The following is a 24,640-nucleotide window of genomic DNA, read 5'->3' on the forward strand; positions in this document are numbered from 1 at the left end:
TTTGTGCTTCATTGATCGCGTCATCAAGCTCTTTTTCCGACAGATGTTTCACCAACTTGGTCCGACGAGAAGCCTTCATTAGCGCCTATACGCGCTCCGTAGATTCAAACATAGCGCAGACCACTCGTCCGCTACTCGGTCTCGAACGTAAAGAACCGGACGTTGCATGACGGACAAATGAGCTTTTCTGCCGGCTGTTTGCCCGGCAACGTCACCTCGCCACAGCAGGTCGACTGCGTGATTGTCACGTCATCGCCACAGAGCGGACAGGTCTCAAGCAGCGACCGGAGTGGCCGACCCGCCGCCAGCGAGGTGTGATCGTCGACGCGACCGTCCAGTGCGCGGGCGGCTGCGAGTTCGGCGATCGCGACACCCTGCTGGAGGGTGACCGGCGAGCCACCGGGAGCCTGCAGTATGATGACCGGTCGGTTCCATGTGCGGCGGGTTCGCGTCTCGATTTCGGAAGGCGTGAGCGAGGCGGCGACGTCGGCCAGCGCGTCGAGATCCAGTTCACGGAGTGCGGCCATCTCCTCGCGCCACGCCTCGGCGAACGCGGGGTCGAGTTCGACTGCGCCTTCGGGTTCGTCGTCCGAAAGACGGATCACGCCCGCCGCCAGCAGCGCTTCGAGGACCGTCTCGCCCGACGGCGGACCCTCGGATGGGCTCACCGACCCCAGTGTGACAGGACCGTCGACGGAGTCAGTCGGTTCGTCGGTGTGGGTATTCGACGGTGATTTCACCCCCTCGGTGGCCGAACTCGGGGTTTCGGCGAGCGAACCGGAGACCGGCGGTGTCGAATCGTGGTCGATCCAGTCGACCGGAAGCGAGGCGGCGAGTTCGGGCGCGAGCTGTGGAGTGTAGGGAAACAGATACCCACGCAGGCCGACCGCGCCGAGGCCGGTCGCGGCGACGGCGACGGCGGTTTTTCGTCGGCCGCGGCTCACGAGCGCTCCAACGATAACCGCGAGAATAAGCCCGTTCAAAAGCGTACATGGCCAACATCGGTTCTCTCCAGTGTACTCTGGGCGTCGAACCCGGTCGGTAAGCCAGTCCATGGCGGGGAGTTACTGGGTAGTCGACTTGAGTCTACCGCTGGAGAGAAGGTTTTTATATCAACTACATACTACGAATTGGATGAATGGAAGGAAGATACGTGTGAGTGCTTTCCGATCGGTATGAACGGCGAGAAACTCATCGAAACGTTGGAGGACGCGGGTCTGTCGCCGTACCAGGCCGACGCGTTCGTGACGCTGTTGGGCCTCGGGTCGGCATCGGCGACCGAGATCGCCCAGGCAAGCTCGGTTCCTGATGCACGGATTTACGACGTATTGCGTGGACTCGAAGATGTCGAGTACATCGAGACCTACCAGCAGGACAGCCTTCACGCTCGGGCACACGATCCGGCCGACGTGCTCGCCGACCTCCGCTCGCGGGCCAACCGGTTCGAAACGGCGGCCGAAGCGATCGAAGAGCGCTGGGAACAGCCTGATATCGAAGACCACCAGCTGAGCATTCTCAAGCGTCTCGACACCGTGTTAGCCCAGGCCGACAAGCTGATTCGAGAGGCCGAAACCCAGGTTCATGCCGGGGTTACGGTCGACCAGTACTACGAGCTCGAAGGCGCACTCGAAACCGCGCTCGACCGCGGCGTCGACGTGAAGCTGTGTCTCGTGCCCACGGTCGGCGAAACGGTCGAGCCGCCGTCGATGGAGTCGCTCGCGCGGACCTGTACCGAGGTGCGCGTCCGGTCGGTCCCCTCACCGTTCGTCGTGCTGATTGACCGCTCGTGGACCTGTTTTTCGCCCCATGGCCACTCGACCAACGAGTACGGCGTCATCGTCAACGACCGAACCCACACCTACGTGTTCTATTGGTACTTTTTGACGAGTCTGTGGGAGGTCCACGAGACCATCTACTCGGCGCGCAACGAGGCGTTCCCGGTCACCTACGTCGACATCCGTCACTGTCTGCGGGAGATCGTTCCGCTGCTCGACGAAAGCAAAACGATCGACGTCTCGATCAATGGGATCGAAACCGACAGCGGCCGTGAGATCTCGCTCCGGGGGACGGTCACCGCCGTGACGTACGCCGGCCAACACCTCGACGAAACGAACCCGACACCGCTGTCACAGCTCGCGGGCGAAGCCTCGTTCCGTCTCGAAACCGACGACGGAACCTATTCAGTCGGCGGTTGGGGTGCGATGATCGAGGACATCGAAGCGACCCAGATTACGATCGAAGCGGCGAACTGAGTTTCAGTCGACGTCATCCCCCGGTATCTGACCGGAGCCACGGCCTAATTCTCGTCGATCAAGAGTGATTCCACCGCTCGCTGATCAAAGCCCGCTCGGATTCTCTCAAGCGAGTCAGAAGCCAATTACTATATAAATAGATATGGGTAGGCGAAAATATTACGTGTCCCGGATACAAAAGTGGTAGTAAATAACACAAACTACGCCAGTTCGTGGCCTTCCAGTAGCGGTCGACGTCGCTTCCATCGGCCAGTTACGCGTAGCACAACTGGATACTATTTATTAACTACACCTGTTGTACTCGGTCCAATAATTATAAATAACTATAACCATCATATTTTTTCGTATGGGTAGAAAGCACTCAAACCGACAGAACCGAACCAACGCTGGCGTCTCCCGACGGACGTTCGTCAAGGCCGCCGGTGCCACCGGCGCGACGATGGGTCTGGCGGGCTGTATCTACGGCGGCGACGAGGGCTCCGAGGACACGGTGACGATTGCGATGGGCTCGACGACCATCAGCGACATCGAGGAGAACATGCCGGATCTCCTGTACGAAAACGGTGTCAGCGAAGACATAGAGATCGATTTTAGCGAGCAGTCTGACGACACCGGTGAACAGCGAGACCAGTACACCTCGCTGCTGGAAGCCGAAGAGACCAGTCCCGACCTGTTCATGATGGACTCAGGGTGGGCGAATATCTTCATCGAACAGGGGTACGTCGCCAACCTCTCCGAGGAACTCGACGACGAGACACTCTCGCGCATCGACGACGAGTACTTCGAGGCGTTCGTCGACACGGTTCGAGACGCAGACAGCGGTGACCTCTACGGGGTGCCGCTGTTCCCGGACTACGCGGTCATGATGTACAACAAAGGCTACCTCCGGGATGCTGGCTACACTGACGAGGACTTCGAGCAGTGGGCCACCGAGCCGATGACCTGGTCCGAGTGGGCCGAAATCGCCGAAGAGGCCGTTGAGGACTCCGATGCCGAGTTTGGCTTTTCGACACAGATGGACATCTACGAGGGGACCGCCTGCTGTTCGTTCAACGAGATCATGACCTCGTTCGGCGGCGCGTACTTCGGCGGCGAGGACAACCTCGGTGGACCGGTCGGCGACCGCCCGGTAACGATCGACGAAGACGAGTTCATCGAGGCGCTCGGCATGATTTCGACGCTCGCGGCCAGCGAAGAGGGTGACGACACGCTCGACGAGTACCCGGTCGGACTCGCCTCGTCGGACATCACTCAGTGGCAAGAAAACGACGCACTGTCACCGTTTACCGGCGGCGACGCTGTCTTCCACCGCAACTGGCCGTACGCGATTGTCGAAGCGTTCAGCGGCGAGTACGACTTCGAAGACTCGGACGACCTCGGTGCAATGCCAATGCCGTACGCCGTCGAAGAGGGCGAGGGCGCACACCCTGGCACGGGTGGCTCTACCTCCGCACAGGGCGGTTGGCACATCTGTATGAACCCGAACACCGAAAAGAAAGACCAGGCCCTCGAAGTGTTGACCGCGTTGACGGAAGACGACTTCAACCTCGGTATGCTCGAAGCCATTGCGTGGCTGCCGCCGAAACCCGAACTCTTCGAGGACGAAGAGGCGACCAATCCCGACCAAGTCGGCGATGTCGGCAACTACATGGATACCCTTCGGGTCGCCGGTGAGGGCGCGATGCCCCGGCCGGTGACAACCGAATGGCCCTCGCAGGCCGAAACGATCGCCGAGCAGGTCAACCGGGCCGTTGCCGGAGAGAAATCTCCGGAAGACGCCGCTGCTGATCTGCAAACGGCGATCGAAGAATCCGACTCAAACTAAAATCAATGAGCACTGAACAAGAGACGGTTGCACGCAGCCGCGAACGCCGCTCGGGGCCACTCCTGGCGGTGACTCGGTGGCTCGAAAACCTCGGCGAGACTGCGTTCGCCTACCTGCTTTTGACACCCGTGTTCGTCCTGCTCGGAGCGATCGCGCTGTACCCACTGCTCCGAACGTTCGAACTGTCGATGCTAACCGGCGTGCTCGGAAGCGGGACGCCCGAGTTCGTCGGCCTCCAGAACTACGTCGACCTGTTTACCGGCGAAGCGGACTCACAGCTTCCCGGCTCGGTCACGTTCTTCCCCGAGGTGACGACCAGTGGTGAGTTCCCGTTCGTCCACGTCAACGGCTGGGTGCGCAGCACCCTCATCGTGACGCTGGCGTTCACGGTCGTGAGCGTCTTTTTCGAGACCATCATCGGCTTCGGCCAGGCGCTGGTTCTCGACAAGGACTTCCGGGGTCGACGCTGGGTTCGTGCAGCAATCATCATCCCGTGGGCGATTCCGCTGGTCATCCAGGGGATGATCTTCTACCTGATGTTCCACCCGAGTACCGGGTTTCTAACCCAGTATCTCGCACCGCTCGGCATCGTCGCGCCGACGAACACGCTCAACGATCCGATGAGCGCCTTTTTGATCGTGACGGTCGCAGACATCTGGAAGACGACGGCGTTCATGGCGCTACTCATCCTCGCTGGCCTCCAAAGCATCGACCGGAGCCTCTACGACGTCGCGAAGGTCGCCGGTGCAAACAAATGGCAACAGTTCAAGCTCATCACGTTCCCGCTGGTGCTTCCGGCGCTCGGTATCGCCGTCCTCTTCCGGACGATCGACGCCATGCGAATCTACGGACTGGTCGACTCCGTCTCCAGTTGTACGACCGTTCCGTCGCTGTCGTGTATGGTCGTCGAGACGTTCAACAGCAGCCGCGGACTCGCCTCGGCAGTCGCGTTCGTGACCGCCGGCATCATCGGCGTCGTCGTCTTGGGCGTCATCTACCAGCAGTACAAAGACGGGAGTATCTGAGATGGCAACCGCAACCAACCAATCGACCGACTCCGACGAGGACACCGGCCTCCTGAACCGCTGGACGCGTAGCGTGATCGAGGAGGAAGAAAAACGCGAGCGGCTCTACAGAGCCCTCTTTTGGAGCGCGTGTGGCTTCTTTTTGATCACGACGCTGTTCCCCTTTTACTGGCTGCTCGTGCTGGCGCTGACGCCGAACAGCCAGATTCTCGGCAGCGACTGGTCGCTGCCGGTGATCGGCATTAACTTCCCGCACCCACAGGGGTTCAACATCACCGCCTTCGTCGAGGTGTTCCAGGAGGTTCCGTTCCACCTCTTCGTGTTCAACAGCTTCGTGTTGGCGACGACGACGACCATCATTGTGCTCGCCGTGGCAACGATTGCGGGCTACGTGTTTGGTCGACTGGAGTTCCCCGGTCGCGGCGTGCTCATGCTCGCCGTGCTGGTGATCTCGTACTTCCCACCAGCGGCGTTTCTGATTCCGCTGTTCGACGCCTTCCTCGGGAACGCGATCGTTATTCCGTTCCTCGGCATCGAACTGTTCGAAGCGCCACGGCTCGTGAACACGCCCGGATCGATGATCCTGCCGTTCAGCGCGCTGTTCTTACCGCTGGCGATCTTCATCCTCACGACGTTCTACGGACAGATCCCCGACGGGCTCGAAGACGCCGCCCGCGTCGAGGGCACAACCCGATTGGGCGCGCTGATCCGCGTGATTATGCCGCTTTCGGCGCCCGGACTGGCGACCGCGGCCGTGCTGACGTTCATCGCGGTGTACAACGAGTACTTCTTCAGTTCGATCATGGCACTGGAGAACCAGCCAGAAAACTGGTCGCCGCTCGTCGGCGGGATTCTGAGCTATCAGACCCAGTATACGACGGACTTCAACCTCATGGCCGCCGCGAGCATCGTCGGCGTGCTGCCAGTCGTGGTGATCGTCATCGTCGCCCAAGAACGCATCGTTAGCGGACTGACCGCTGGCGCACTCAAAGAATAGCGATCCGAAAACACACTACACAACCATGGCACGCGTCAAACTCGATAAAGTCACGAAACGCTACGAAGATATCACCGCGGTAAACGAGATGGATCTCCACATCAGGGACGGCGAGTTCGTCTGTCTGGTCGGCCCTTCCGGCTGTGGAAAGTCGACGACGATGGAGACGATTGCCGGTCTCACGAAGCCGACAGAAGGGACGATCCATATCGGCGAAACCGACGTCACGCGGCTTCCACCGATGGATCGTGGGGTCTCGATGGTGTTCCAGAACATCGCGTTGTTCCCCCACATGAACGTCTACGAGAACATCTCGTTCGGCCTCCGGCTGCGAAAACACGATCAAGAAGAGATCGACCGCCGGGTCGAACAGGCCTCCGACATCGTCCAGCTCGAAGGCATGCTCGAACGCGAGCCCAACGAACTGTCGGGCGGCCAGCAACAGCGCGTCGCGATCGCCCGTGCGATCGTCCGCAAGCCAGACGTCTTCCTGATGGACGAGCCGCTGGCGAACCTCGACGCCAAGCTTCGGGTTCACATGCGAACCGAACTCCAGCGACTCCACAAACAGCTCGGGACGACGATCATCTACGTCACCCACGATCAGGCCGAGGCGATGACGATGTCTGACCGGATCGCCGTCATCAACGGCGGTGAACTCCAGCAGATCGACCCGCCGTTGGTCTGTTACAACGAACCGGCGAACCTCTTCGTTGCCGGCTTCATCGGTTCGCCGTCGATGAACTTCATCGAAGGCGAGATTACCGACACGGGGCTGTCGACCGAACACTTCGAAATCGAGTTCAATACCAGCGCGCTCGGCCTCTCGCGCGGCGAGACGATCACGATGGGGATCCGACCCGAGGACATCTACCGCGTCGACAGCGTCGACGCCGCGACGAGCACCTCGGAGGTCATCGAGGCCCGGACGGACGTGCTCGAACCGATGGGCGACCAGATTTTCGTCTACCTCTCGTTGGACGAGACAAGTGGCGAGATGATGACCAGCGCCGAGGCGTCATCAGCTTCGAACCAGCTTTTGATGAGCGTCGACCCCGATTCGGTGATCGACGAGGACGAGCCAGTGTCGGTCGTGTTGGATCGCTCGAAGATCCACCTGTTCGACACGGAAAACGGCGACGCGCTCGCCCACGGCATCACCGCACTGTCGGAGTCGACCTCGCCTTCGGCCGGTGGCTCGGCCGGCGTCGCGACCGCGGACTCGGAGGTGGGCGGCTCCAGTGAGTAGCCTCGTTCCGGTGGTCTACTACGGCGGGTTGACGGTGCTGTTTTTCTTCTGGATCTACGGCATCGTCTCGTTCGGCTACGACGTCAAAAACAAAATCATCCCTGGCATCGCGCGCTACCGAGCCGGCCGGGCAACACAGAAACAACAGCAAGAACGCGAGCGCGAACAGGCAGAAAAAGAAGAGCAACTGTACTAACTATGATATATTCGGGCACCAAGGTACACATTGGAGCGTTCAGAGTCACCCCCTCCGTCTCCAACCGTTCGCCATTCAGGCTGGCGGATTCGCAGAGTCGGACACCGTTTCGTCCCGGTAACGTGAACTTTAACAACAGGTGTTGTAAATAATCTTCAATGGGATCTAACTCACCAGTACGAGTAGGGATCATCGGTCTCGGTGGCATCGGGCACCACCACGCCGACAGACTCGAAGAACAGGACGCAACGCTCGTCGGTGGGGCCGACATCTCGGGTGAAGCACGCCGCACGTTCAGCGAGAGCTACAACGTGCCGACCTACGAGAACGCCGACGAACTGATCGGGATTGCCGATGCGATTCTGATCACGACGCCGAACCGCTTCCACGAGGAGTACGCTATCGCCGGCCTCGAAGCAGGCTGTGACGTACTGTTGGAAAAACCGTTGGCTCACACGCTCGAAAGCGCCCAGCGGATCGCCGAGGCGGCCGACACGGCCGAGGGGTTCTGTATGGTCGGGTTCAACAACCGGTTCGCTTCGCCGGTCGAAGTGATCAAACAGTACCAACAAGAGGGCCGCTTCGGCGAGTTCGTCCACATCGAAGCCAACTACGTCCGCCGGCGTGGCATTCCGGGTCGCGGTTCGTGGTTCACCTCGAAGGACGTCGCCGGCGGCGGCTCGCTCATCGATATCGGCGTTCACGCGGTCGACCTCGCGCTCTACTTTTTGGATTTCCCCGAAATCACCGAGGTCTCGGGCATGACGCGCTCGCAGTTCGGCACCCGCGACGACTACGCGTTCGTCGAGATGTGGGGCGACGACATCGGTCCAGACGGGTTCGATGTCGACGATTCGGCGACGGCGTTTATTCGAACGGACGCCGGCCAGACGATCTGTCTCGATGTGGCGTGGGCGACCAACCGCCCGAAGAACGACGAGTTCATTCTGCGGGGCACCGAGGCGGGCGTCCGGTTCGACCGGTCAAGCCACGAGCTCACCGTGTTCGAGGACGGCAAAGCCGGACGAGACCACCTCACCGATGCAGCAATCGAAACCCAAGCAAACGACACCCACCGAACCGAACAGGGCTACTTCCTCGATCACGTCCGGTCGGCCACCACACCGGATCGAAACACGGTCGAGCAGGGAATCGAAGTCCAGCGTGTGATCGAAGCGATCTATCAGTCCTCCGAGAAGGGCCAGGCGATCTCGCTGGACTGAGCGTCGCTGGTTACACCGTATTGATAAATCATAAATATAATTCTAAAGATTTATTCGGTATGTTGTAGTACCGTAGTCCATGAAGCTTGGAGTGCTTACTGTCCCCCTCGGCCAGGAGTCGATCGACTCGGCGTTCGCCTATCTCGACGACATCGGCGTCGACGCCGTCGAGATCGGCGTCGGTGGCTACCCCGGCGAGGACCACCTCGACCGGACCGAGATGCTCGACGACGACGAAAAGCAGGCCGAACTGCACGACCTGCTCGACGAACACGACCTCGAAATCAGCGCGCTGGCGACCCACAACAACCCGCTGCACCCCGCCGACGAGCGCGCTGCCGAGGCCGACCGCGAGCTTCGGGAGGCGATCGAATTGGCCGCTCAGCTCGAGGTGAACACGATCACCTGCTTTTCTGGACTCCCGGCTGGCGGACCGAACGACGAGGTCCCCAACTGGATCACCGCCCCGTGGCCGACCGAACACGCCGACGCCCACGAGTACCAGTGGACCGTCGCGCGCAACTACTGGACCGAGTTGGCCGAGTTCGCCGACCAGCAGGGTGTCGACGTCGCCATCGAGATGCATCCCAACATGCTGGTTTACGAGCCCCACGGGATGCTGCGGCTCCGTGAGTCGACCAACGAGCGCATCGGCGCGAACTTCGATCCCTCGCACCTCTACTGGCAGGGAATCGAGGTCACCGACGCGATCCGACTGCTCGGCGAGCAGGATGCGATCCACCACTTCCACGCCAAGGACACCAAGATCTACGAGCCCGTCGCCCGCGAGAAAGGCGTACTCGATACGACCGACTACACCGACGAGCCGAACCGTGCGTGGCTGTTCCGGTCGATTGGCTACGGCCACGGTGAGTCCCACTGGAAGGACGTGGTTTCGACCCTGCGGATGGTTGGCTACGAGGGCGCGCTGTCGATCGAACACGAGGACTCGCTGACGACCTCGAAAGAAGGTCTCGAAAAGGCGGTCGACGTGCTCTCGCGGGCTCTCTTTGAAACCGAACCCGGCGACGCCTACTGGGCGGAGTGAATCATGACGGAACCACTCACTATCGGGATGCTGGGGTATCGGTTCATGGGCAAGGCCCACTCGAACGCCCTCGCACGGCTGCCGATGTTCTTCCCTGAGGCCCCCGAAATCGAACGCCATACGCTGATCGGCCGCGACGAGGAGGCACTGGCCGATGCGGCCGACCGCTTCGGCTTCACCCACACCGCAACCGACTGGGAAGATGTGGTCGAGGAGGTCGACGTCTTCTACAACCTCGGGCCGAACCACCTCCACGCCGAGCCCTCGATCGCGGCGCTCGACGCCGGGACGCCCGTCCTCTGCGAGAAGCCGCTCGCACCCACGCTCGAAGCGGCCGAAGCGATGCGGGATGCAGCGGCCGACGCAGGGGTCCCGGCGGGCTGTGCGTTCAACTACCGGTTTGTGCCTGCGATCCAGTACGCCAAGGAGCTGATCGATTCGGGCGACCTCGGCGAGATCCACCACGTCCGCGGGCGCTACCTGCAGGACTGGCTCGTCGACCCCGAGGCACCGTGGGCCTGGCGGATGGACGCCGACCTCGCGGGCTCGGGCGCACTGGGGGATCTGGGCGCGCACACCGTCGACCTCGCGCGGTTTCTCGTCGGCGAACAAACCGGAGACATCGAGCGCATCTCCGGACACCTCGAAACGTTCGTCGACGAACGTCCCGTCTACGCCGACGACGGGAGCGTCGAAGAACACCGCCCGGTGACGGTCGACGATGCCTACACCGCCCAGGCCGAGTTTTCGAACGGCGCGGTCGGAAGCTTCGAGGCCTCCCGCTTTGCGACCGGTCACAAAAACGACCACACCATAGAGATCCACGGCTCGGCAGGGAGTCTCAAATTCTCCCTGGAGCGACTCAACGAACTCGAAGTTCTGACTGGCGACAGCCGGGGCTACGAAACAATCTTAGTGACCGACGAAACCGATCCCTACGTCGACCACTGGTGGCCGCCGGGCCACGTTATCGGCTGGGAACACACGTTCGTCCACGAGAACTTCGAGTTCCTGTCTGCGGTCGCCGAGCGAGCGGAGTTTTCGCCGTCGTTCGCCGACGCCTACGAGGTCCAGACGATCCTGGACGCCATCGAACGGTCAGACGACCGTGGCGAGTGGGTCGACTTGTAGCTACTCGGTTCGGACGAACGTCACCGGGCAGGGTGCCGAGAGCAACACCGTCTGGGCGGTCGACCCGAAGACGGCCTTGCCCGCTGGCGTTCGACCACGTCCGCCGATAATGACGAGATCCGCCCCGATTTCGTCTGCAAGAGTCGCTAGTTTGTCGCCTTCGGAGCCGCCGTTTTTGAGCCGTCCTTCGACCGTGTACTCGATCCCGGCGTCGGCGAGCCGTTCGGCGACCGCGCGGTTTCCCACCTTCCGCTCGGCGACCACGCTGGGCGTCACCTCGCTGTTCGGGCCGAACTTGAGTCGCTGGCGGGCCTCGTCGTAGGCCTCCGTCGAAAAGACGTGTCCCAACACCACTGTGGCTCCCGCTGGCCCGGCGATGTCGACGGCCGTTGACGCGAGTTCGTCGGTCTCGCTGTTTTCGTCCGTTTCAACTGCCACGAGTACTGTTTCAAGGCTCATTACGTCGACGAACGGGCCGGGCTCGTAAATATTTACTGACTTCCGAGTAAATATTTCACGAACGTTCCTTCGGGTGTGGGGCGTGAGCGAATCACCCGTCAGGCTCCGGTGATTAACTGACACGACCACATCGGCTGGGAGGGTGTGCTTGCTTGGTGTGAGCGAGACAGCTATTGGGGAGTGGTCGACGACCGCGTCGCCCTGATTCCTGTCGCACCGGTGACGAGTACGGATCGTGGCATGGTCCCCGATTCGAGCGGGAACTTTGTCAAAGACGGCGAGGCTGGCCAGTATGGGATAATATCAGTGTTCATGGGTCGGCTCTTCGGCCCGGTCGACCGCGTGGTCGTCGGCCCGGATGTCGGCGTCCGCGACCGTTTGGTCGACCTCGACGAGGCGGTCGAGTCGGCGCTCGAACTCCGCATCGTCGATCTCCCCGGCGGCATACCGGTGTTTGAGCTCGTCGAGGAGTGTTCGGTCAGGGGTGTCGGTCGACTCGATCGTTCTGATCTCGCGCCAGCGCCAGACGATCCACGCGGCGAAGCTGCCGACGATCACCCCTGTCGTGGCCAGAAAGCTCGGCGTCGAGACGTGGCCGTAGGGCCACATGAACCCGACGATGGCGATGATGTCCGCGCCGAAGACGACCACTATGCCGAGCATGAGATCCGTGACGAGGCCCTCCTCGGGGCCGACTGCCCGAGTGGTCAGCTGTCGGGCGAGTCCATAGTTATTCGATCATTGAGTGCGTACTGTTATTGATTGACAATGGTTGAGTATTATGACTGGGTGCTCGTGGGAATCGTCGGCAGCGTCCTGCTGGGGCTGGCAGTGAGCGCCGTTGCGGGCGTCGGGCTGCGGGCCGGGCTGTTCGCTGGGACAGTCGTGTTAACGCTGTTCCTCTACGACGCCTTGTTCCGCAATCCGCCGCTGCCGCGGACCGATCCCATGGTGGTCGTTCCGGTGGTCGTCTGGCACATCGGCATCATGGTGTTGGGTGTCGGGGTCGTCGTTGGGTGAGTGGTTTGGGTATCAGTAGGGTGTGTCGACCAGCGAGTGGCAGTCAGTGGGTAGTGTGTAGCGGTGAATTCAGAGACCCAGAAAGCCCCTGCCATCTCGACTCCCGAGACTCGACCGGAGCCTGTCGGGTGTTTCTGGTTCTGCACCGTTACGGTATCTGCATCACACACTAGTTTTGAATCAGATTACTCGTCACCACCAAGCGATTTCAGTCGACGAACGAGCTTCGGATATGTATCAGGCGCACAGTACCAGGCGCTGTCGACCATCCCGTCGATCACCGACGCGTCGAGCCCAGCCAACTGGACATTCGCCGCAAAACCGTGTTTTTTGAGTACCCCACGACCATCGCGGTCCATATGGCAACTGAAGGTGGACTTCTGGAATCCTTTCCCGACAGCCCAGTAACGAGCACCGCGCTGTCGAGCCTCGAAGACAGCGACGCGATCCTGACGGCGATCCCGCTGATCGCCACCGAACAGGGTCCCACAGAACGTTCCGAGCTCGTGGTAATCCAGACCGAGTCGGTCGCAGTCGTCGCTTCCTACGACGACGACGAGGGGTGGACCGTCGACCATCGCGTCGACGGTTCCGACCGCGATCCGAGTGCCGTCTTGGAAGACGCAATGATCGCGGGACAGGGAGACAGTTCGCTGATCGAGTCGCCCGAGGAGTAGTAACAAAACGGCTCGTAATCGACTGATTGGTCGCCTACTCGCGGTCAGGGCCATTGCCTTTCGGCAACCGGATCTCGATAACGGTCCCCGGCGTCGTCGGGTCGACCACCTCGAGCGTGCCGTCGACGCCGGTGACGATCCAGTAGACGAGCCACAGCCCCAGTCCCGAGCCGTGAACGAGCGGCGTCTCCTCGCCGGATTCCAGCACCGAACGCTCCAGTCGTGGAAGTCCCGGCCCGTCGTCGGTGACGCGAACGACCGCGCGCTCGCCAAGGTCTTCGATCTCGATGTCGACCGTCGGCGCGTCGCCCGCGTGTTTCGCGGCGTTGTCGACCAACTCCCACAGCGCCGTCTCCAGTCGGGGTGAACTGTCGACGACCACCGACAGGGGAGCGCTCACCGCAATCGAGGCGGCGGGATGGCGGTCGCCGATTTCGTCGGCAACCCGGTCGGCCAGTGGCCGGAGATCGATGGCTTGCCGGTCGTCGAAAACCTCGAGGTTTCGTTCGAGTTTTTGGGCCGTCTCGCTCAGATCGAGGAGTCGACCCGCGGTCGTCCGCACCCGACGGGCCAGCGTTTCGTGGTCGCCGTCCAGTTGGGCTTCGAGCAGTTCGGCGTAGCCGTTGATGACGCCGACATCGTTGCGGAGGTTGTGCCGCAGGACGCGGTTGATCACGCTGATCAGCCCCTCGCGGCGCTTGCGGTCGGTCGCGTCCCGGCTCATCCCCTGCACCGCGACGATGTCTTCCGGGGTGCGGTCGTCGACCGGGACGCTGCTGTCGTAGATCGGCGTCCCGCGAACGTCGACGTAGACGATCTCGCCGCCCTTCGTTTCCAGCGGGAGGGAGCTCTCCTCGATCGTTTCGCCGGAGAGAACCCGTTCGAACAGGTCCATGCTGCGGTCGGTGGGCTCGCCGTCGGCGACAAGGAGCGTGACCGGCTGACCGTCGAGTTCGTTGGGGTCGTAGCCCAGCAGATCGAAGTGCGACGCGGAGGTGTAGATGAACCGCCCCGCTAGATCCAGCCGGAAGACCAGATCGAAACTGGCGTCAATGACGGCCCGATAGACTTCGGCCCGCTCATCGAGCAGCGCCTCCCGCTCGGCGAGTTCGCGTTCGTACTCCTGTTGTTCGATCTCGTAGCCCGCCATCTGGGCGACCAGATGGCTAAAGGATTTCTCGGCCTCCGAAAACGCCTCGGCACGGGGATCGTACGAGGCGAAACAGACTGTCCCATGAGGCTCGTTGTCGACCAGAATTGGTGCCCCATGATAACAGTGAATGCCGTGCTCGGTAGCCCCCGGGTGGTCTTCAAGGCCTTCGGTGGCGACATCAGCAAACGCGAATATCTGTTCGTCCTGAATCGTCCGCAGACAGAAGGTGTTGGTAAGGTCCTCTTGGAGGCCGGTGAGATCGGTCCCGTCGGGCAGCTCGGTGCTAATGACTGCCTCCCACTCGTTGGTCTCGGTGTCGATCTCGGTGATGTAGCCGAAGTCGACGCCGAATTGGTCGACGCCGATCTCGAGGGCCTCACGGAGCCGTTCGTCCAGCGGCCGGTCGGTCTGCATAACCTCGTAGAGCCGTGAGTACGCGGTCTGCCGATCGAATCCGCCGCGCCGATCGCTCATACTAATATATACGGAGTCGACATTGTTATCCTTGCTGGTCTGGCCGATATGACATTGGTATTGATACCGCTCCCGACAGCTTATCAGTCAGAACCCAGCTCGCCGTTCGGCTGGCTTTTTATCGGCTCCGTCCCTCCTCACGGTATGGTTTCGGATCTGTTCGACCCCGACCGGTGGGAGCCGGTCGACGGGTTCGACTTCGACGATATCACCTACCACCGCGGGGTGGACGTCCCGGCCGTCCGCATCGCCTTCGACCGCCCCGAGGTCCGCAACGCCTTCCGACCCGGCACGGTCGACGAACTGTACACCGCGCTCGATCACGCCCGGAAACAGGCCACCGTTGGCTGTGTCCTCCTGACGGGCAACGGCCCCTCGGAAAAGGATGGCGGCTGGGCGTTCTGTTCGGGTGGCGACCAGTCAGTGCGAGGAGGTTCAGGCTACGAGTACCGCGACGACGACGAAGCCGACGAAGACGACGACCCCACCGTGCGGGAGGCCAAAGCGGGTCGACTCCACATCCTCGAAGTCCAGCGCTTGATCCGCACGATGCCCAAACCCGTCGTCGCCGTGGTGCCGGGGTGGGCCGTGGGTGGCGGCCATTCGCTTCACGTGATCTGTGATCTCACGCTCGCCAGCGCCGAGCACGCCAAGTTCCTCCAGACGGACCCCGACGTCGCGTCCTTCGACGGCGGGTTCGGCTCGGCGTATCTCGCCAAGCAGGTCGGCCAAAAAAAGGCCCGCGAGATCTTCTTCCGGGGGAAAACCTACTCGGCCCAAGAGGCTGTCGACATGGGGATGGCAAACGAGGCGATTCCCCACGAGGAGCTCGAAGACGTAGCCCTCGAATGGGCCGACGAGATGACCCAAAAGAGTCCGACCGCGATGCGGATGCTCAAATTTGCTTTTAATGCGACCGACGACGGGCTGGTCGGCCAGCAGGTGTTTGCGGGCGAGGCGACCCGGCTGGCGTATATGACCGACGAAGCCAAGGAGGGCCGGGATGCCTTTTTGGAGGGTCGGGAGCCGGAGTTCGACGACTACCCGTGGCACTACTGACAACTACATCGGCGGGCTGACGTCATCCATTACCGCCCGAACGAGTTCCGCTTCGGCCCACTGGAGATGCTCGCTGACGGTGGCCAAGAGACAATCGAGTTCGGCAGCCGAGATCAGTCGACCAAACCAACGCCGGTGATCTCGAACCGTGCGCCACCGCCAGCGCCTGCTGTAACCCGGATCTCCCAGCCGTGTGCCTCGACGATCTCGGCCACGATATTCAGCCCGAGCCCAGTGCCGTCGTGGGACGTCGAGTAGCCGCCCTCGAAAACCGTCTCGCGGTTCGTCTCCGGGATACCGGGGCCGTCGTCTTCGATATAAAAGCCATCGTCGAGCTCGCCAACGGTCACCTGAACGCGCTGGCCACCGTGTTCGACTGCATTACGAATGAGGTTCTCCAACAGCTGTTGGAGTCGTGTCTCGTCAGCGTCGACCGTTCGGTCGGCCTGGATCGATATCGTGGCCTGCTCGGTCGGCACGGTTTCCCAACACCGTTCGACGAGCGACCGGAGTTCGACGAGCGAGCGGTCGCCGATAGCGTTTTCGGTCCGGCTCAACAGGAGCACATCGTCGATTAGCGTGTCCATCCGGTCGACCGCCGACTGCACGCGACCCAGTTGCGAGACGTCACCGGTTTCGACCGCCAGATCGACGTAACCCTCGATGATGCTAAGGGGATTTCGCAGGTCGTGGGAGACGATCGAGGCGAACCGGTCCAACTGCTTGTTCTGTTCGTGAAGCTTCTCGGTCGCCTGTCGGCGCTTGAGTTCGTAGCTCACCCACCGGCTCATCAGATCGACGAGCGTTCGGTCCCACTCGGTGAACTGGTCTGTTCGGGCTTCGGTGTCGTAAAAGCAGAACGTCCCGTACACCGTCTCATCAATAAAAACCGGTGCGCCGAGATAACACGAAATACCCCACTCGGTGAACCCTGCCCGGTGGGTTTGTTCGGGGGCGTCACGTTCGATATCGCCGAGAACGATCGTCTGTTCGGTGCTGGCAGCGATTTCGCAGTTCGTCGCTGACACCGGAACGACATCGCCTTCGAGTAGACGGTCATCGTCGGCCGAAACGACCTCGAAAACGTAGTCGTCGCCATCGATCCGCGAAAGCGTCCCGTATCTGGTTCCGAGTTCGGCCCGCCCGAGTTCGAGCAGGTTGTCACCTGCTGGTCGAACGAGTCGGCCCGCTCGGAGATGATATCGTGCATCGTTCGAAGCACGCACTCGCGGTCGTGGCGTTCGGTGACGTCCTGAACGGCTCCACGGAGCGTTTCGACGCGACCGTTACGGACGGTTGGAATTCCTTTGAAGTGCGCCCACCGAACCTCACCGTCCGGACGACAGAACCGAACTTCGAGGTCGTAGCTCTTGGCCTCGTCGAGCGCCGTGGCAACCGCGTCTGCGACGAGCGGGCGATCCGCTCGGTGGAACACCCCAAGGGTTGTCTGTAGTGTGAGTGCCGTATCGGGTTCGATACCGAACAGTTCGTAGAGGTGGTCGGTCCAGAACACCGATTCGGTCTCGGTATCGAGTTCCCAGCCGCCGACGTCGGCAATGCGCTCGGTTTGGCTCAGGAGATCCGCTGTTCGTTCACACTCACGTTCGCGTTCAGCGTACAGTCGGTAGGCCGCTATCTGGTCGGTGAGTCGGTCGATAAATGCAGTCTGTGGACCGTCACAGCCGATCTGGAAGACGAGCGTGTGTCGGTCTGTCGAATCCATGTCGACAAGGCGAGTTTCGCTGCCATCCGCACAGAGAACGAACGGAAGTACTGGCTCGGCCTCACGGACGGCCGAGAGTAGTTCGAATCCGTCGCCGTCCGACAGCGTCGACGCCGAGACAATACAGTCGACGTCGGTAGCGGCGAGCAGTTCGAGACCCTCATCGAGGCTTGCGGCGGTCCGAACGTCGACCGTCTCGAACGTCCGTTCAAACGCGGATCTGATAGCATCACTCTCCCAATCGGCCTCGACTGAGAGAACACGAACAACTGCCGCAGTCTCCCTCATTGTTGTTCTTTATAACACGCGCAGTGAACATAAACAGCTAGATAATACCATACATAAGTAACAGTAATCCACTGTGTGAGAGGCTGTTCGTCAGCAAAACAAGTTCGAATGTTTTGACAGTTCTAGTATGACTGCTGGCGATCGCCGTCGACGGCCTCTTTCCACTCACCGAGCCCCGATGGATCGAGATGGATGTGTGCATCGCCGACCGCTTCGACACTCCGCAGGCTGTCGACCAGTTCGCTTTCGAGATCATGGGCTTCACGAATCGTCATCTCGCCGTCGACTTCGACGTGAACCTCGACTTCCAAGACGGTTCCATCGTAATACACGGTCAGATCGTGGAGTCCTTCGACGGCCGGATGGGCCTTAATATGGGTTCGTATCGCCTCGCGTTTCGCCCCGGTGGGTGCCGCGCCGACCAGATAGTCGATGTTCTCCCGGCCGATGTCGACGCCCTGATACATCACCAACAAACTCACCAGCCCACCAGCGATCGGGTCCAAAATCGGGTAGCCGCCGAGCACGCCGAGCACGCCGACGATCGCGGCGACTGTCGTATACAGATCGTTGAGACAGTCGGTCGCCAGCGCCGCGAGCGCGGTCGACTCCAGGCCCTCGTTCTGTTTGATCGTATACCAGTAGACGAGGTACATGTCGACCAGTGCGAACACAAGCGCGCCGACCAGCAGATAGCTGAAGCGGACGCCGGGGGCTCCCTCGACGATACCCTCGACGGATTCGATCAAAAGGTTCAACCCGAGCACGGCGATCACCGCGCCGACGAACAGCGCGGTCAGCGGCTCGATACGGGCGTGGCCGTGTGGGTGGTTGTCATCAGGAGTTTCGTACGAGCTACTGCCCCAGATGAGCACGACAAAACTGGCAACGAGATCGGCGACCGAGTGGGCCGCATCAGCGACGAGTGCGACCGAGCCGAACGTGAGACCGGCGACTCCCTCGACGATGATCTTGATCGCGTTGCCGAGCACGTTCGCCCACGACGCCCGCGAGAATCGGCGTCTGGCGTCGTCGACGTCCATACAGAGTGTGGGCGAAAACGACACTTGAGCGTTCGGATTTCGGACCTCAAACGGGGTCTTTTGCCGCGTCTACTGGTGTTTTCGACGCCGTCTAAATCAGTCGATCGGCTCGATGGTTGCCTCGCGGTCGACGACCGAATCTTCGTCGACCGTTCGGTGGCCGACCGTCCGCTGGGGGAACGGAATCGAGATCGACTCGGTCTCGAATCGATCTTTGACGTTTTCGACAACTGCGGCGGTCGCCCGCCAGCGCCGCTGTGGGGTTGGCGGTGAGATCCAAAACCGGATGTCGAGGTCGACCGCCGAGCCGCCGAAGCTCACCGGGAACACCTGTGGGTTCGGATTCCCGTCGACGAAGTCGGCTTCTTTGATCGCCTCGACGGCGACGGCGGCCGCGTGGTGTGGGTCGGCCTCGTAGTCGATACCGACCTCGACATGCACCCGTAGCTTGCCATCACGGCTTCGGTTGATGACTGCCCGCTGGCCGACGTTGTCGTTCGGGATCACGACGTGCTCGCCGTCGAAGTTACGCATGTGGGTGTTCATGATCGTGATCTTGGTGACGATCCCTTCGTTGTCGCCGATCTGGACCCAGTCGCCGATCTCGAACGGTCGCGACAGCATGAGGACGAAGCCAGCGATCAGCGCCCCAAGCGTTTGACGAGCGGCCATCCCGACGACGATCCCGAGAAAGCCCGCGCCCACAAGAATACCACCGAGATCGATCTGCCAGATGCTGAGCACCCCGATGGAGACCGCCACCAATAAGCACACCTGTCCAACACGGGTGAGAATTTGTTCTTGATGCGCCGATATCTGGCTTGTATCGGTCGTGAACTCCGAAATCAGGTCCTTGAGAAGCGAGTTCGCAACAATGGCGATCACGACCAACCCGACAGTCCCCAGAAGCTGGCTCAGTGTCGGAAGCGCCGACTCGACCACTCCGAGAAGCCACCATGCCACGTCGACGAACCCCCAGACGATGAGCAGCGAAAGCACCAACCCGACGAACAACACGAGTTGAATCGTTCTCACAGTCAGGACGACCACCACCGAGAGTGGGACGGTTTCGTCGAGCCGGTCGACGAACTCGGTGGCTCGACCGTCGAGTCTCTCGCGGCTCAGTTCGGCCGTCATGCGCTGGCTCTGGTCGACAAGCCGTGGAACAACGAACCCGGCTGCTGCTGCCGAAAACACGACGAGCCCGACACTGACCACCAACTGAATCTCCACCGAGACGAACTCCCCCAACAGCGACTCCAACTGTGTGAGAACCCCCGTGATCTGCATAGGAATTGTAAAAAGCACATACTTAAATTAATTCTGATAAAAAGCGCAAAAGCGTGTGTCGCTGTCTCACATGCTACCTGAGTCGGTATACAGTACCACGGGGAGCCGAGAGATTCCCAAAGACGCACCACAACTGTACCTGCAGACTCGAAAAACGTGGGTTACTCGTCGTTCAGATGGGCCTCGACACGACTGATGAGCTGTTCGTTGCCGAGGTGAACGGGCACACGCTGGTGGAACTCGGAGGCCTCGACATCGAGGATCGACTGGCTGCCGTCGGACGACACACCGCCAGCGGACTCGACGATGTAAGCGATCGGGATCCCCTCGAATTCGAGCCGAAGTTTGCCGTTGGGTGCTGACTGGAGAGCGGGATACGAGAAGATGCCGCCGTAGGTCAACACCTGATTCACGTCGGCGACCATCGAGCCGCCGTAGCGGAGTTTGTACTCCTGTTCGACCTCGTCGATGAACGCGGCGAAGCCGTCGGTCCAGTCGGGGACCCGACCACCCATGCCGTAGACGGTCGGCTCATCCGGGATCGTCACGTCGTCGTTGATGATCTCGATCTCACCCTCGCCAACGTTGGCCTCGTAGACCGTCCCGTTGCGGGCGACGGTCATCGTCAAAATCGGCCCGAACAGGACGAAGCCGGAGGACAGCAGCCTGTCGCCGCCAGCCGGGAAGTCGCCCTCGTAGACCGCGATGATCGTCCCCATCGGGCTGTTGGGCTTGATGTTCGACGAACCATCGAGCGGGTCGCAGGCGATCGAGATGTCGCCGTCGCCGGTGTCGATCGGCTCGGCCTGCTCCTCGCTGGCGTACCAGCCGACGCCGTCGATTTCGCCGAGGGCCGCCTCAATGAGTTCGTCGGCGTAGGCGTCGGCCTCCAACCGCGTCTCGCCGCTGGGGTTGACCTCGTCGCTTTTGACCCGTCGACCGGGCAGCGACGCCCGGATTTCGGGGGCGAGTTCGGCGAGCGTTTCGAAGATGTCGTCGAGTACGGCGTCGTAATCGCCGCTGGATGTTGGTGAGCTCATGAGTCGAGAGCCGCCGGGTTTGTCGGGTCTGATCCCATCACGTCGAGCGCGTCTGCCACACTGGCTTCGTCGAAAATCACTGCTTCGAGTCCGTCGAGGATCTGCTCAGGATTGTCGCGCTGGAAGACGTTCCGACCCACCGCCAACCCATCCGCACCGGCATCCATCGCCGCACGAACCGTCGACAGGAAGTCCTGATCGTTGGTTTTCGAGCCGCCGCTCATAACGACCTTCGAGTTGCCAGCCATCCGAACCGCATGGGCCATCGCCTCGGCCGAACCGGGATACTTCACCTTCGTAATGTCCGCGCCGAGTTCGAGTCCGAGCCGCGTCGAGTAGGCGATCGTCGACGGCGTGGTCGCGTTTTTCAACCCTTGGCCGCGCGGATAGGACCACATCACGACGCCCAGATCGTGTTCGCGGGCGGCCTCCTGGGCCTGTCGAAACTCTTCGACCATCTCGATTTCGTGGTTCGAGCCGCCGTAGACCGTAAAGCCGATCGCGTCAGCGCCCACGTCGACGGCGTTTTCGACCGTCCAGTTCACCGCCGAGTTCGGTTCGCCCGTCCAGAGGTTCGACGTACCGTTGAGTTTGGCCAGGAGTGTGACCTCCTCGGAGTAGGACGGATAGTACCCCTCGGCGACCCCTTTCTGGACTGCGACCGCGGTCACCGCCTCGTGGGTGCCGAGTTCGAATATCCGGTCGGGATCGGCCGTTTCCGGATTCGGTTCGAAGTCGACTGGACCGTGCTCCAGCCCGTGATCGTAGGCGAGAATCAGCGACTTCCCGTCGCGAGTGATCGCCTCGTCAGCGTGTGGGATCATCAGTAGTATGTCCCGCAATCTACCATAAAAACACTGTGGTCAATACCATGGATTTGATACGTCTTGCCTGGCCGAACGGCCGGTTTTCGCCGTTCGATTATTGTATTTTGTAGTAAATCCTTCGCGTTTGTACGGGGTTTGTTGTCAATTCAGTAGGTTCAGCACAGTGGTTCGACTGAGAGTGACCGATTCAATAATAATTGACAATGATATAAGACTCGCTCTGGTAAACCCCTCGGGCTCAGGTCCCGAGACACTCGGCCTGCCCCACCTATAGAACGGAGGTTGACGAACCGCAGACTCGTTCGCCCGAGGTTACTTCGAGCGAGTGTCGACATCCCGCGCGGCGGTATACCAGTCGGTGACGGCGGATCTGGGCAGGCCGAGCACATCGGCGACGTGTTCGGGATTGGCGGTGGCGAGGCTTCGAACAGAAGTGATCCCGGCCTGTGCGAGTCGGTCGGCTGCGTTGGCGTCGACGCAATCGAGGTCGGTTACTGGCGTTGGTTTGCTCCGGGCCTGCCAGGCAGCTTCAGCACTGATCGCATCACCACGGCCATCGCTCGCGGTGTCAAGCTCGGACTGTGCTGGCACCCCGGCGTGGTTCGGCCACGGAGTTCGATTCACTGGACTATCGTCCGCGTCGCTCTCGACGACGGCCGACGTGACGTCGGCTCCAGGCTCATCAGTCGACTCCCAGTCGCCAGCCGAGGCCGCTACCCACGCGGCTTCCGCGGTGCCAAGCCCTCTAATCTGTGCTGATCGACGGTCGAGGTCGCCACCCGAACGAAACGACCACGACAGCGAGTGCTCTCGGCGAATCTTGGCGGCGACACCCGGATTGACGCCAGCATCTACCAGGTTCCGATACGAGACACGCTTGTCGGTGATGGCTGTGGCGTCGTATCCGTTGTGCGCTAACACTGCCGCTGTCGCCGGGCCGATAAACCGAAGCGATTCGAGAGGTGTGTCGACAGCGGCCGAATCGGTACTCCCGCTAGACACAACCAATCACCATTTCGTACAATACTTGGAACCATCGCTAATTAATATTTGCATCAAGTTACCAGTGTTGAGAGTTTGAAACCGACAGGATGCGTCGAGATATCTCCCAGAAATATAATTTATATGTCTTTTATATGCCGCCTCCGCGTCGACGTTCGCTGCTCGAAGCAGGCTCTGAGTCGCCCCCGTTGGGCTTGCTCGAATCTCTGTAACGCGCTGTTGGGATCGTTATCCGTACGAAATGAGCGGTCCTGGCAGAAGTCCAGTCAAGATGGGCGGTTGGATACAACGGTACCATCAGCCGATCTGGTAAAACAAGCCGGTGCCCTCGACAATCGTCAGCCACGGCTCGAATTCCGAAGTTACGACAGCAAACTACTCCGAGCGATCAGATTCGTGTGTCGACTCTACATCGAATGTCATCCCTGAGCAGTCGGGAAACTCGGCAGCCTCCGGACAGCCGTGACAGTCGTCCCGAGCGGTCAGCCCCTTGTGTATGACGTACGGGATCAAGAACCCTGCAAACAGACCAACAGTGAGGAGTCGGTCCGCCGGTCGGAACACGAACGAAAACGCGACGATCGCGAGCCCAACTGCCAGCGCGAACTTCGTAATGAGACGTACGGTAGACGACCGCGTTCCAGGCAGTAGTTTCGTCACGACCATTGGTCCGATCAATCCGAAACCACCGATGTAGAACGTCTCCGTCGACCGAGCAAAGACGCCGAGATCAGGCCACAGGAACCAACATAGACTGAGTGTGAAAAGCGAGAGAAGTGCGGTCGGATAGACGATCAGACACCCCATACAGATCTTCTGTCCATAGATGGTGACTGTATGATGGTCGTAAAACTCACAAGTCGGGTGGTGAGCCAAAAAAAGCGGATTCGTCCGTCCGACGTTCTCAACGAGGTCCCGAACCGGATTCCTCATCTCAGTTGTACTGACTCAAATCTTCGTTACAGTACCGGCACGTCGACGCGCCTTTGTGTACTCCCTCTTGGCAGGATGGGCAAATCCACATCTCTTCCTTGTTACTGATGTAGTAATAAATGGCAAACGGGAAACAGAACAGTATCCCAATGATAAACATTGCCATGTCTCCTGTGAACTCCTTTTTTGTCGCAATTTCTGACATACTTATTGACTATATCTTATACATTTATACTTGTTGTTTAGTCTTGGTTACATACCAGATCATCACACCTCGTGTGATCTTCCTCAACGAACAACCGTCACTCGCTACCCTTCTTGATGGGCGACGAACTCGACGAGGACGCCGCCGGTCGACTTCGGGTGTAGAAACGCTACGTCGTGACCCCACGCGCCGGGTCGTGGCTCGTCGTCGATCAGATCGACACCACAGTCGCGGGCGGTCGACAGGGCGGCCTCGATGTCGTCGGTTTCCAAGGCGAGATGGTGAATCCCGGGACCGTGGCTATTGAGATAGCTAGCGATTGGGCCACCCTCGTGTGGTTCTAACAACTCGAAATAGCCGTCGTCGAGTTCGAGAAAGACGACGGTCATCCCGTCGAACCGCTCTTCGTGGACACGAGGGGCATCGAACATTCCTCCATAGAGCTCTGCCAGTCCCTCGGCGGCGTCGGTCGCAATCCCGGCGTGATGAACCTTCATGGTG

The 24,640-nt window shown here is 60.7% G+C and carries 25 protein-coding genes and 2 pseudogenes; 12 read left to right on the plus strand and 15 right to left on the minus strand.

The features are described from left to right. Positions 1-131: 131 nt before the first annotated feature. Positions 132-1,055 (minus strand): DUF8054 domain-containing protein, encoded by a 924-nt coding sequence (locus tag O2S87_RS05855; RefSeq protein WP_475407864.1) that lies wholly within the window; start codon positions 1,053-1,055, stop codon positions 132-134. A gap of 120 nt (positions 1,056-1,175) precedes the next feature. On the opposite strand from O2S87_RS05855, the gene O2S87_RS05860 reads away from it, so the two are divergent. The 9 genes from O2S87_RS05860 to O2S87_RS05900 all read left to right on the plus strand — a co-directional run bounded on the left by O2S87_RS05860 (position 1,176) and on the right by O2S87_RS05900 (position 10,946). After that, entirely contained in the window at positions 1,176-2,252 is a 1,077-nt protein-coding gene (locus O2S87_RS05860; protein WP_475407865.1) for a TrmB family transcriptional regulator, read from the plus strand. Between the two features lie 346 nt (positions 2,253-2,598). After that, the gene (locus O2S87_RS05865) at positions 2,599-4,077 is read left to right on the plus strand and encodes a substrate-binding domain-containing protein (protein WP_475407866.1); all 1,479 of its coding nucleotides are present in this window, start codon (positions 2,599-2,601) and stop codon (positions 4,075-4,077) included. Positions 4,078-4,082: 5 nt separating this feature from the next. Continuing rightward, on the plus strand, positions 4,083-5,102 hold the full coding sequence (locus O2S87_RS05870; RefSeq protein ID WP_475407867.1) for a carbohydrate ABC transporter permease: 1,020 nt from the start codon (positions 4,083-4,085) through the stop codon (positions 5,100-5,102). 1 nt (position 5,103) lies between these two features. Then, positions 5,104-6,099: a carbohydrate ABC transporter permease gene (locus O2S87_RS05875; RefSeq protein ID WP_475407868.1), complete on the plus strand. Its 996-nt coding sequence runs from the start codon at positions 5,104-5,106 to the stop codon at positions 6,097-6,099. Between the two features lie 25 nt (positions 6,100-6,124). Next, a complete protein-coding gene (locus tag O2S87_RS05880) occupies positions 6,125-7,348 on the plus strand; it encodes an ABC transporter ATP-binding protein (RefSeq protein WP_475407869.1) in 1,224 nt (407 codons plus the stop codon). Then, positions 7,341-7,544, plus strand: a complete 204-nt coding sequence (locus O2S87_RS05885; RefSeq protein ID WP_475407870.1) for a DUF8005 family protein — start codon at positions 7,341-7,343, stop codon at positions 7,542-7,544. Before O2S87_RS05880 ends, O2S87_RS05885 begins: the two co-directional genes overlap by 8 nt. Before the next feature lie 158 nt (positions 7,545-7,702). Further along, positions 7,703-8,767, plus strand: a complete 1,065-nt coding sequence (locus tag O2S87_RS05890; protein WP_475407871.1) for a Gfo/Idh/MocA family protein — start codon at positions 7,703-7,705, stop codon at positions 8,765-8,767. A gap of 79 nt (positions 8,768-8,846) precedes the next feature. After that, complete coding sequence (locus tag O2S87_RS05895; protein WP_475407872.1) at positions 8,847-9,815, plus strand: sugar phosphate isomerase/epimerase family protein; 969 nt, start codon at positions 8,847-8,849, stop codon at positions 9,813-9,815. Positions 9,816-9,818: 3 nt separating this feature from the next. Continuing rightward, positions 9,819-10,946 carry a Gfo/Idh/MocA family protein gene (locus tag O2S87_RS05900; protein WP_475407873.1) on the plus strand — a complete coding sequence of 376 codons (1,128 nt, stop codon included), beginning with the start codon at positions 9,819-9,821 and terminating at the stop codon, positions 10,944-10,946. On the opposite strand, the gene O2S87_RS05905 is transcribed toward O2S87_RS05900, so the two are convergent. Further along, on the minus strand, positions 10,947-11,405 hold the full coding sequence (locus O2S87_RS05905) for a universal stress protein (protein ID WP_475407874.1): 459 nt from the start codon (positions 11,403-11,405) through the stop codon (positions 10,947-10,949). A 303-nt stretch (positions 11,406-11,708) separates the two neighbouring features. Then, the gene (locus tag O2S87_RS05910) at positions 11,709-12,068 is read right to left on the minus strand and encodes an SHOCT domain-containing protein (RefSeq protein WP_475407875.1); all 360 of its coding nucleotides are present in this window, start codon (positions 12,066-12,068) and stop codon (positions 11,709-11,711) included. 105 nt (positions 12,069-12,173) lie between these two features. Between O2S87_RS05910 and O2S87_RS05915 the strand changes: the two genes are divergently transcribed. After that, positions 12,174-12,425: a DUF8015 family protein gene (locus tag O2S87_RS05915; protein WP_475407876.1), complete on the plus strand. Its 252-nt coding sequence runs from the start codon at positions 12,174-12,176 to the stop codon at positions 12,423-12,425. A gap of 185 nt (positions 12,426-12,610) precedes the next feature. Here the strand turns inward: O2S87_RS05915 and O2S87_RS05920 are convergent, their stop codons facing one another. Beyond that, positions 12,611-12,784, minus strand: coding sequence for a hypothetical protein (locus O2S87_RS05920; RefSeq protein ID WP_475407877.1), 174 nt, complete (start codon positions 12,782-12,784; stop codon positions 12,611-12,613). Here O2S87_RS05920 and O2S87_RS05925 point away from each other — a divergent pair, their 5' ends adjacent. Continuing rightward, complete coding sequence (locus tag O2S87_RS05925) at positions 12,785-13,102, plus strand: DUF7964 domain-containing protein (protein ID WP_475407878.1); 318 nt, start codon at positions 12,785-12,787, stop codon at positions 13,100-13,102. A gap of 34 nt (positions 13,103-13,136) precedes the next feature. Here the strand turns inward: O2S87_RS05925 and O2S87_RS05930 are convergent, their stop codons facing one another. Beyond that, complete coding sequence (locus O2S87_RS05930; RefSeq protein ID WP_475407879.1) at positions 13,137-14,729, minus strand: sensor histidine kinase; 1,593 nt, start codon at positions 14,727-14,729, stop codon at positions 13,137-13,139. A gap of 144 nt (positions 14,730-14,873) precedes the next feature. On the opposite strand from O2S87_RS05930, the gene O2S87_RS05935 reads away from it, so the two are divergent. Further along, positions 14,874-15,788: a 1,4-dihydroxy-2-naphthoyl-CoA synthase gene (locus O2S87_RS05935; protein WP_475407880.1), complete on the plus strand. Its 915-nt coding sequence runs from the start codon at positions 14,874-14,876 to the stop codon at positions 15,786-15,788. A 113-nt stretch (positions 15,789-15,901) separates the two neighbouring features. Here O2S87_RS05935 and O2S87_RS05940 read toward each other — a convergent pair whose 3' ends face one another. The 10 genes and pseudogenes from O2S87_RS05940 to mce form a co-directional block, all read right to left on the minus strand. Then, a complete protein-coding gene (locus O2S87_RS05940) occupies positions 15,902-16,579 on the minus strand; it encodes a sensor histidine kinase (RefSeq protein ID WP_475407933.1) in 678 nt (225 codons plus the stop codon). A 36-nt stretch (positions 16,580-16,615) separates the two neighbouring features. After that, positions 16,616-17,014: pseudogene (locus tag O2S87_RS05945) on the minus strand (GAF domain-containing protein); the annotation flags it as partial. A gap of 59 nt (positions 17,015-17,073) precedes the next feature. Continuing rightward, positions 17,074-17,799, minus strand: a pseudogene (locus O2S87_RS05950) (PAS domain-containing protein); the annotation flags it as partial. 122 nt (positions 17,800-17,921) lie between these two features. Then, on the minus strand, positions 17,922-18,842 hold the full coding sequence (locus tag O2S87_RS05955; RefSeq protein WP_475407881.1) for a cation diffusion facilitator family transporter: 921 nt from the start codon (positions 18,840-18,842) through the stop codon (positions 17,922-17,924). A 96-nt stretch (positions 18,843-18,938) separates the two neighbouring features. Continuing rightward, positions 18,939-20,132: a mechanosensitive ion channel family protein gene (locus O2S87_RS05960; protein WP_475407882.1), complete on the minus strand. Its 1,194-nt coding sequence runs from the start codon at positions 20,130-20,132 to the stop codon at positions 18,939-18,941. Between the two features lie 161 nt (positions 20,133-20,293). After that, entirely contained in the window at positions 20,294-21,172 is an 879-nt protein-coding gene (locus O2S87_RS05965) for a class 1 fructose-bisphosphatase (RefSeq protein ID WP_475407883.1), read from the minus strand. After that, entirely contained in the window at positions 21,169-21,996 is an 828-nt protein-coding gene (locus O2S87_RS05970) for a class I fructose-bisphosphate aldolase (RefSeq protein ID WP_475407884.1), read from the minus strand. The genes O2S87_RS05965 and O2S87_RS05970 overlap by 4 nt, the downstream gene beginning before the upstream one ends. A gap of 315 nt (positions 21,997-22,311) precedes the next feature. Next, positions 22,312-23,001, minus strand: coding sequence for a DUF7409 domain-containing protein (locus tag O2S87_RS05975; protein ID WP_475407885.1), 690 nt, complete (start codon positions 22,999-23,001; stop codon positions 22,312-22,314). 375 nt (positions 23,002-23,376) lie between these two features. Continuing rightward, positions 23,377-23,934, minus strand: a complete 558-nt coding sequence (locus O2S87_RS05980; protein WP_475407886.1) for a hypothetical protein — start codon at positions 23,932-23,934, stop codon at positions 23,377-23,379. A 309-nt stretch (positions 23,935-24,243) separates the two neighbouring features. Continuing rightward, positions 24,244-24,636: a methylmalonyl-CoA epimerase gene (mce, locus tag O2S87_RS05985; protein WP_475407887.1), complete on the minus strand. Its 393-nt coding sequence runs from the start codon at positions 24,634-24,636 to the stop codon at positions 24,244-24,246. Positions 24,637-24,640 lie beyond the last annotated feature (4 nt).

Source organism: Halohasta sp. A2, assembly GCF_056175805.1.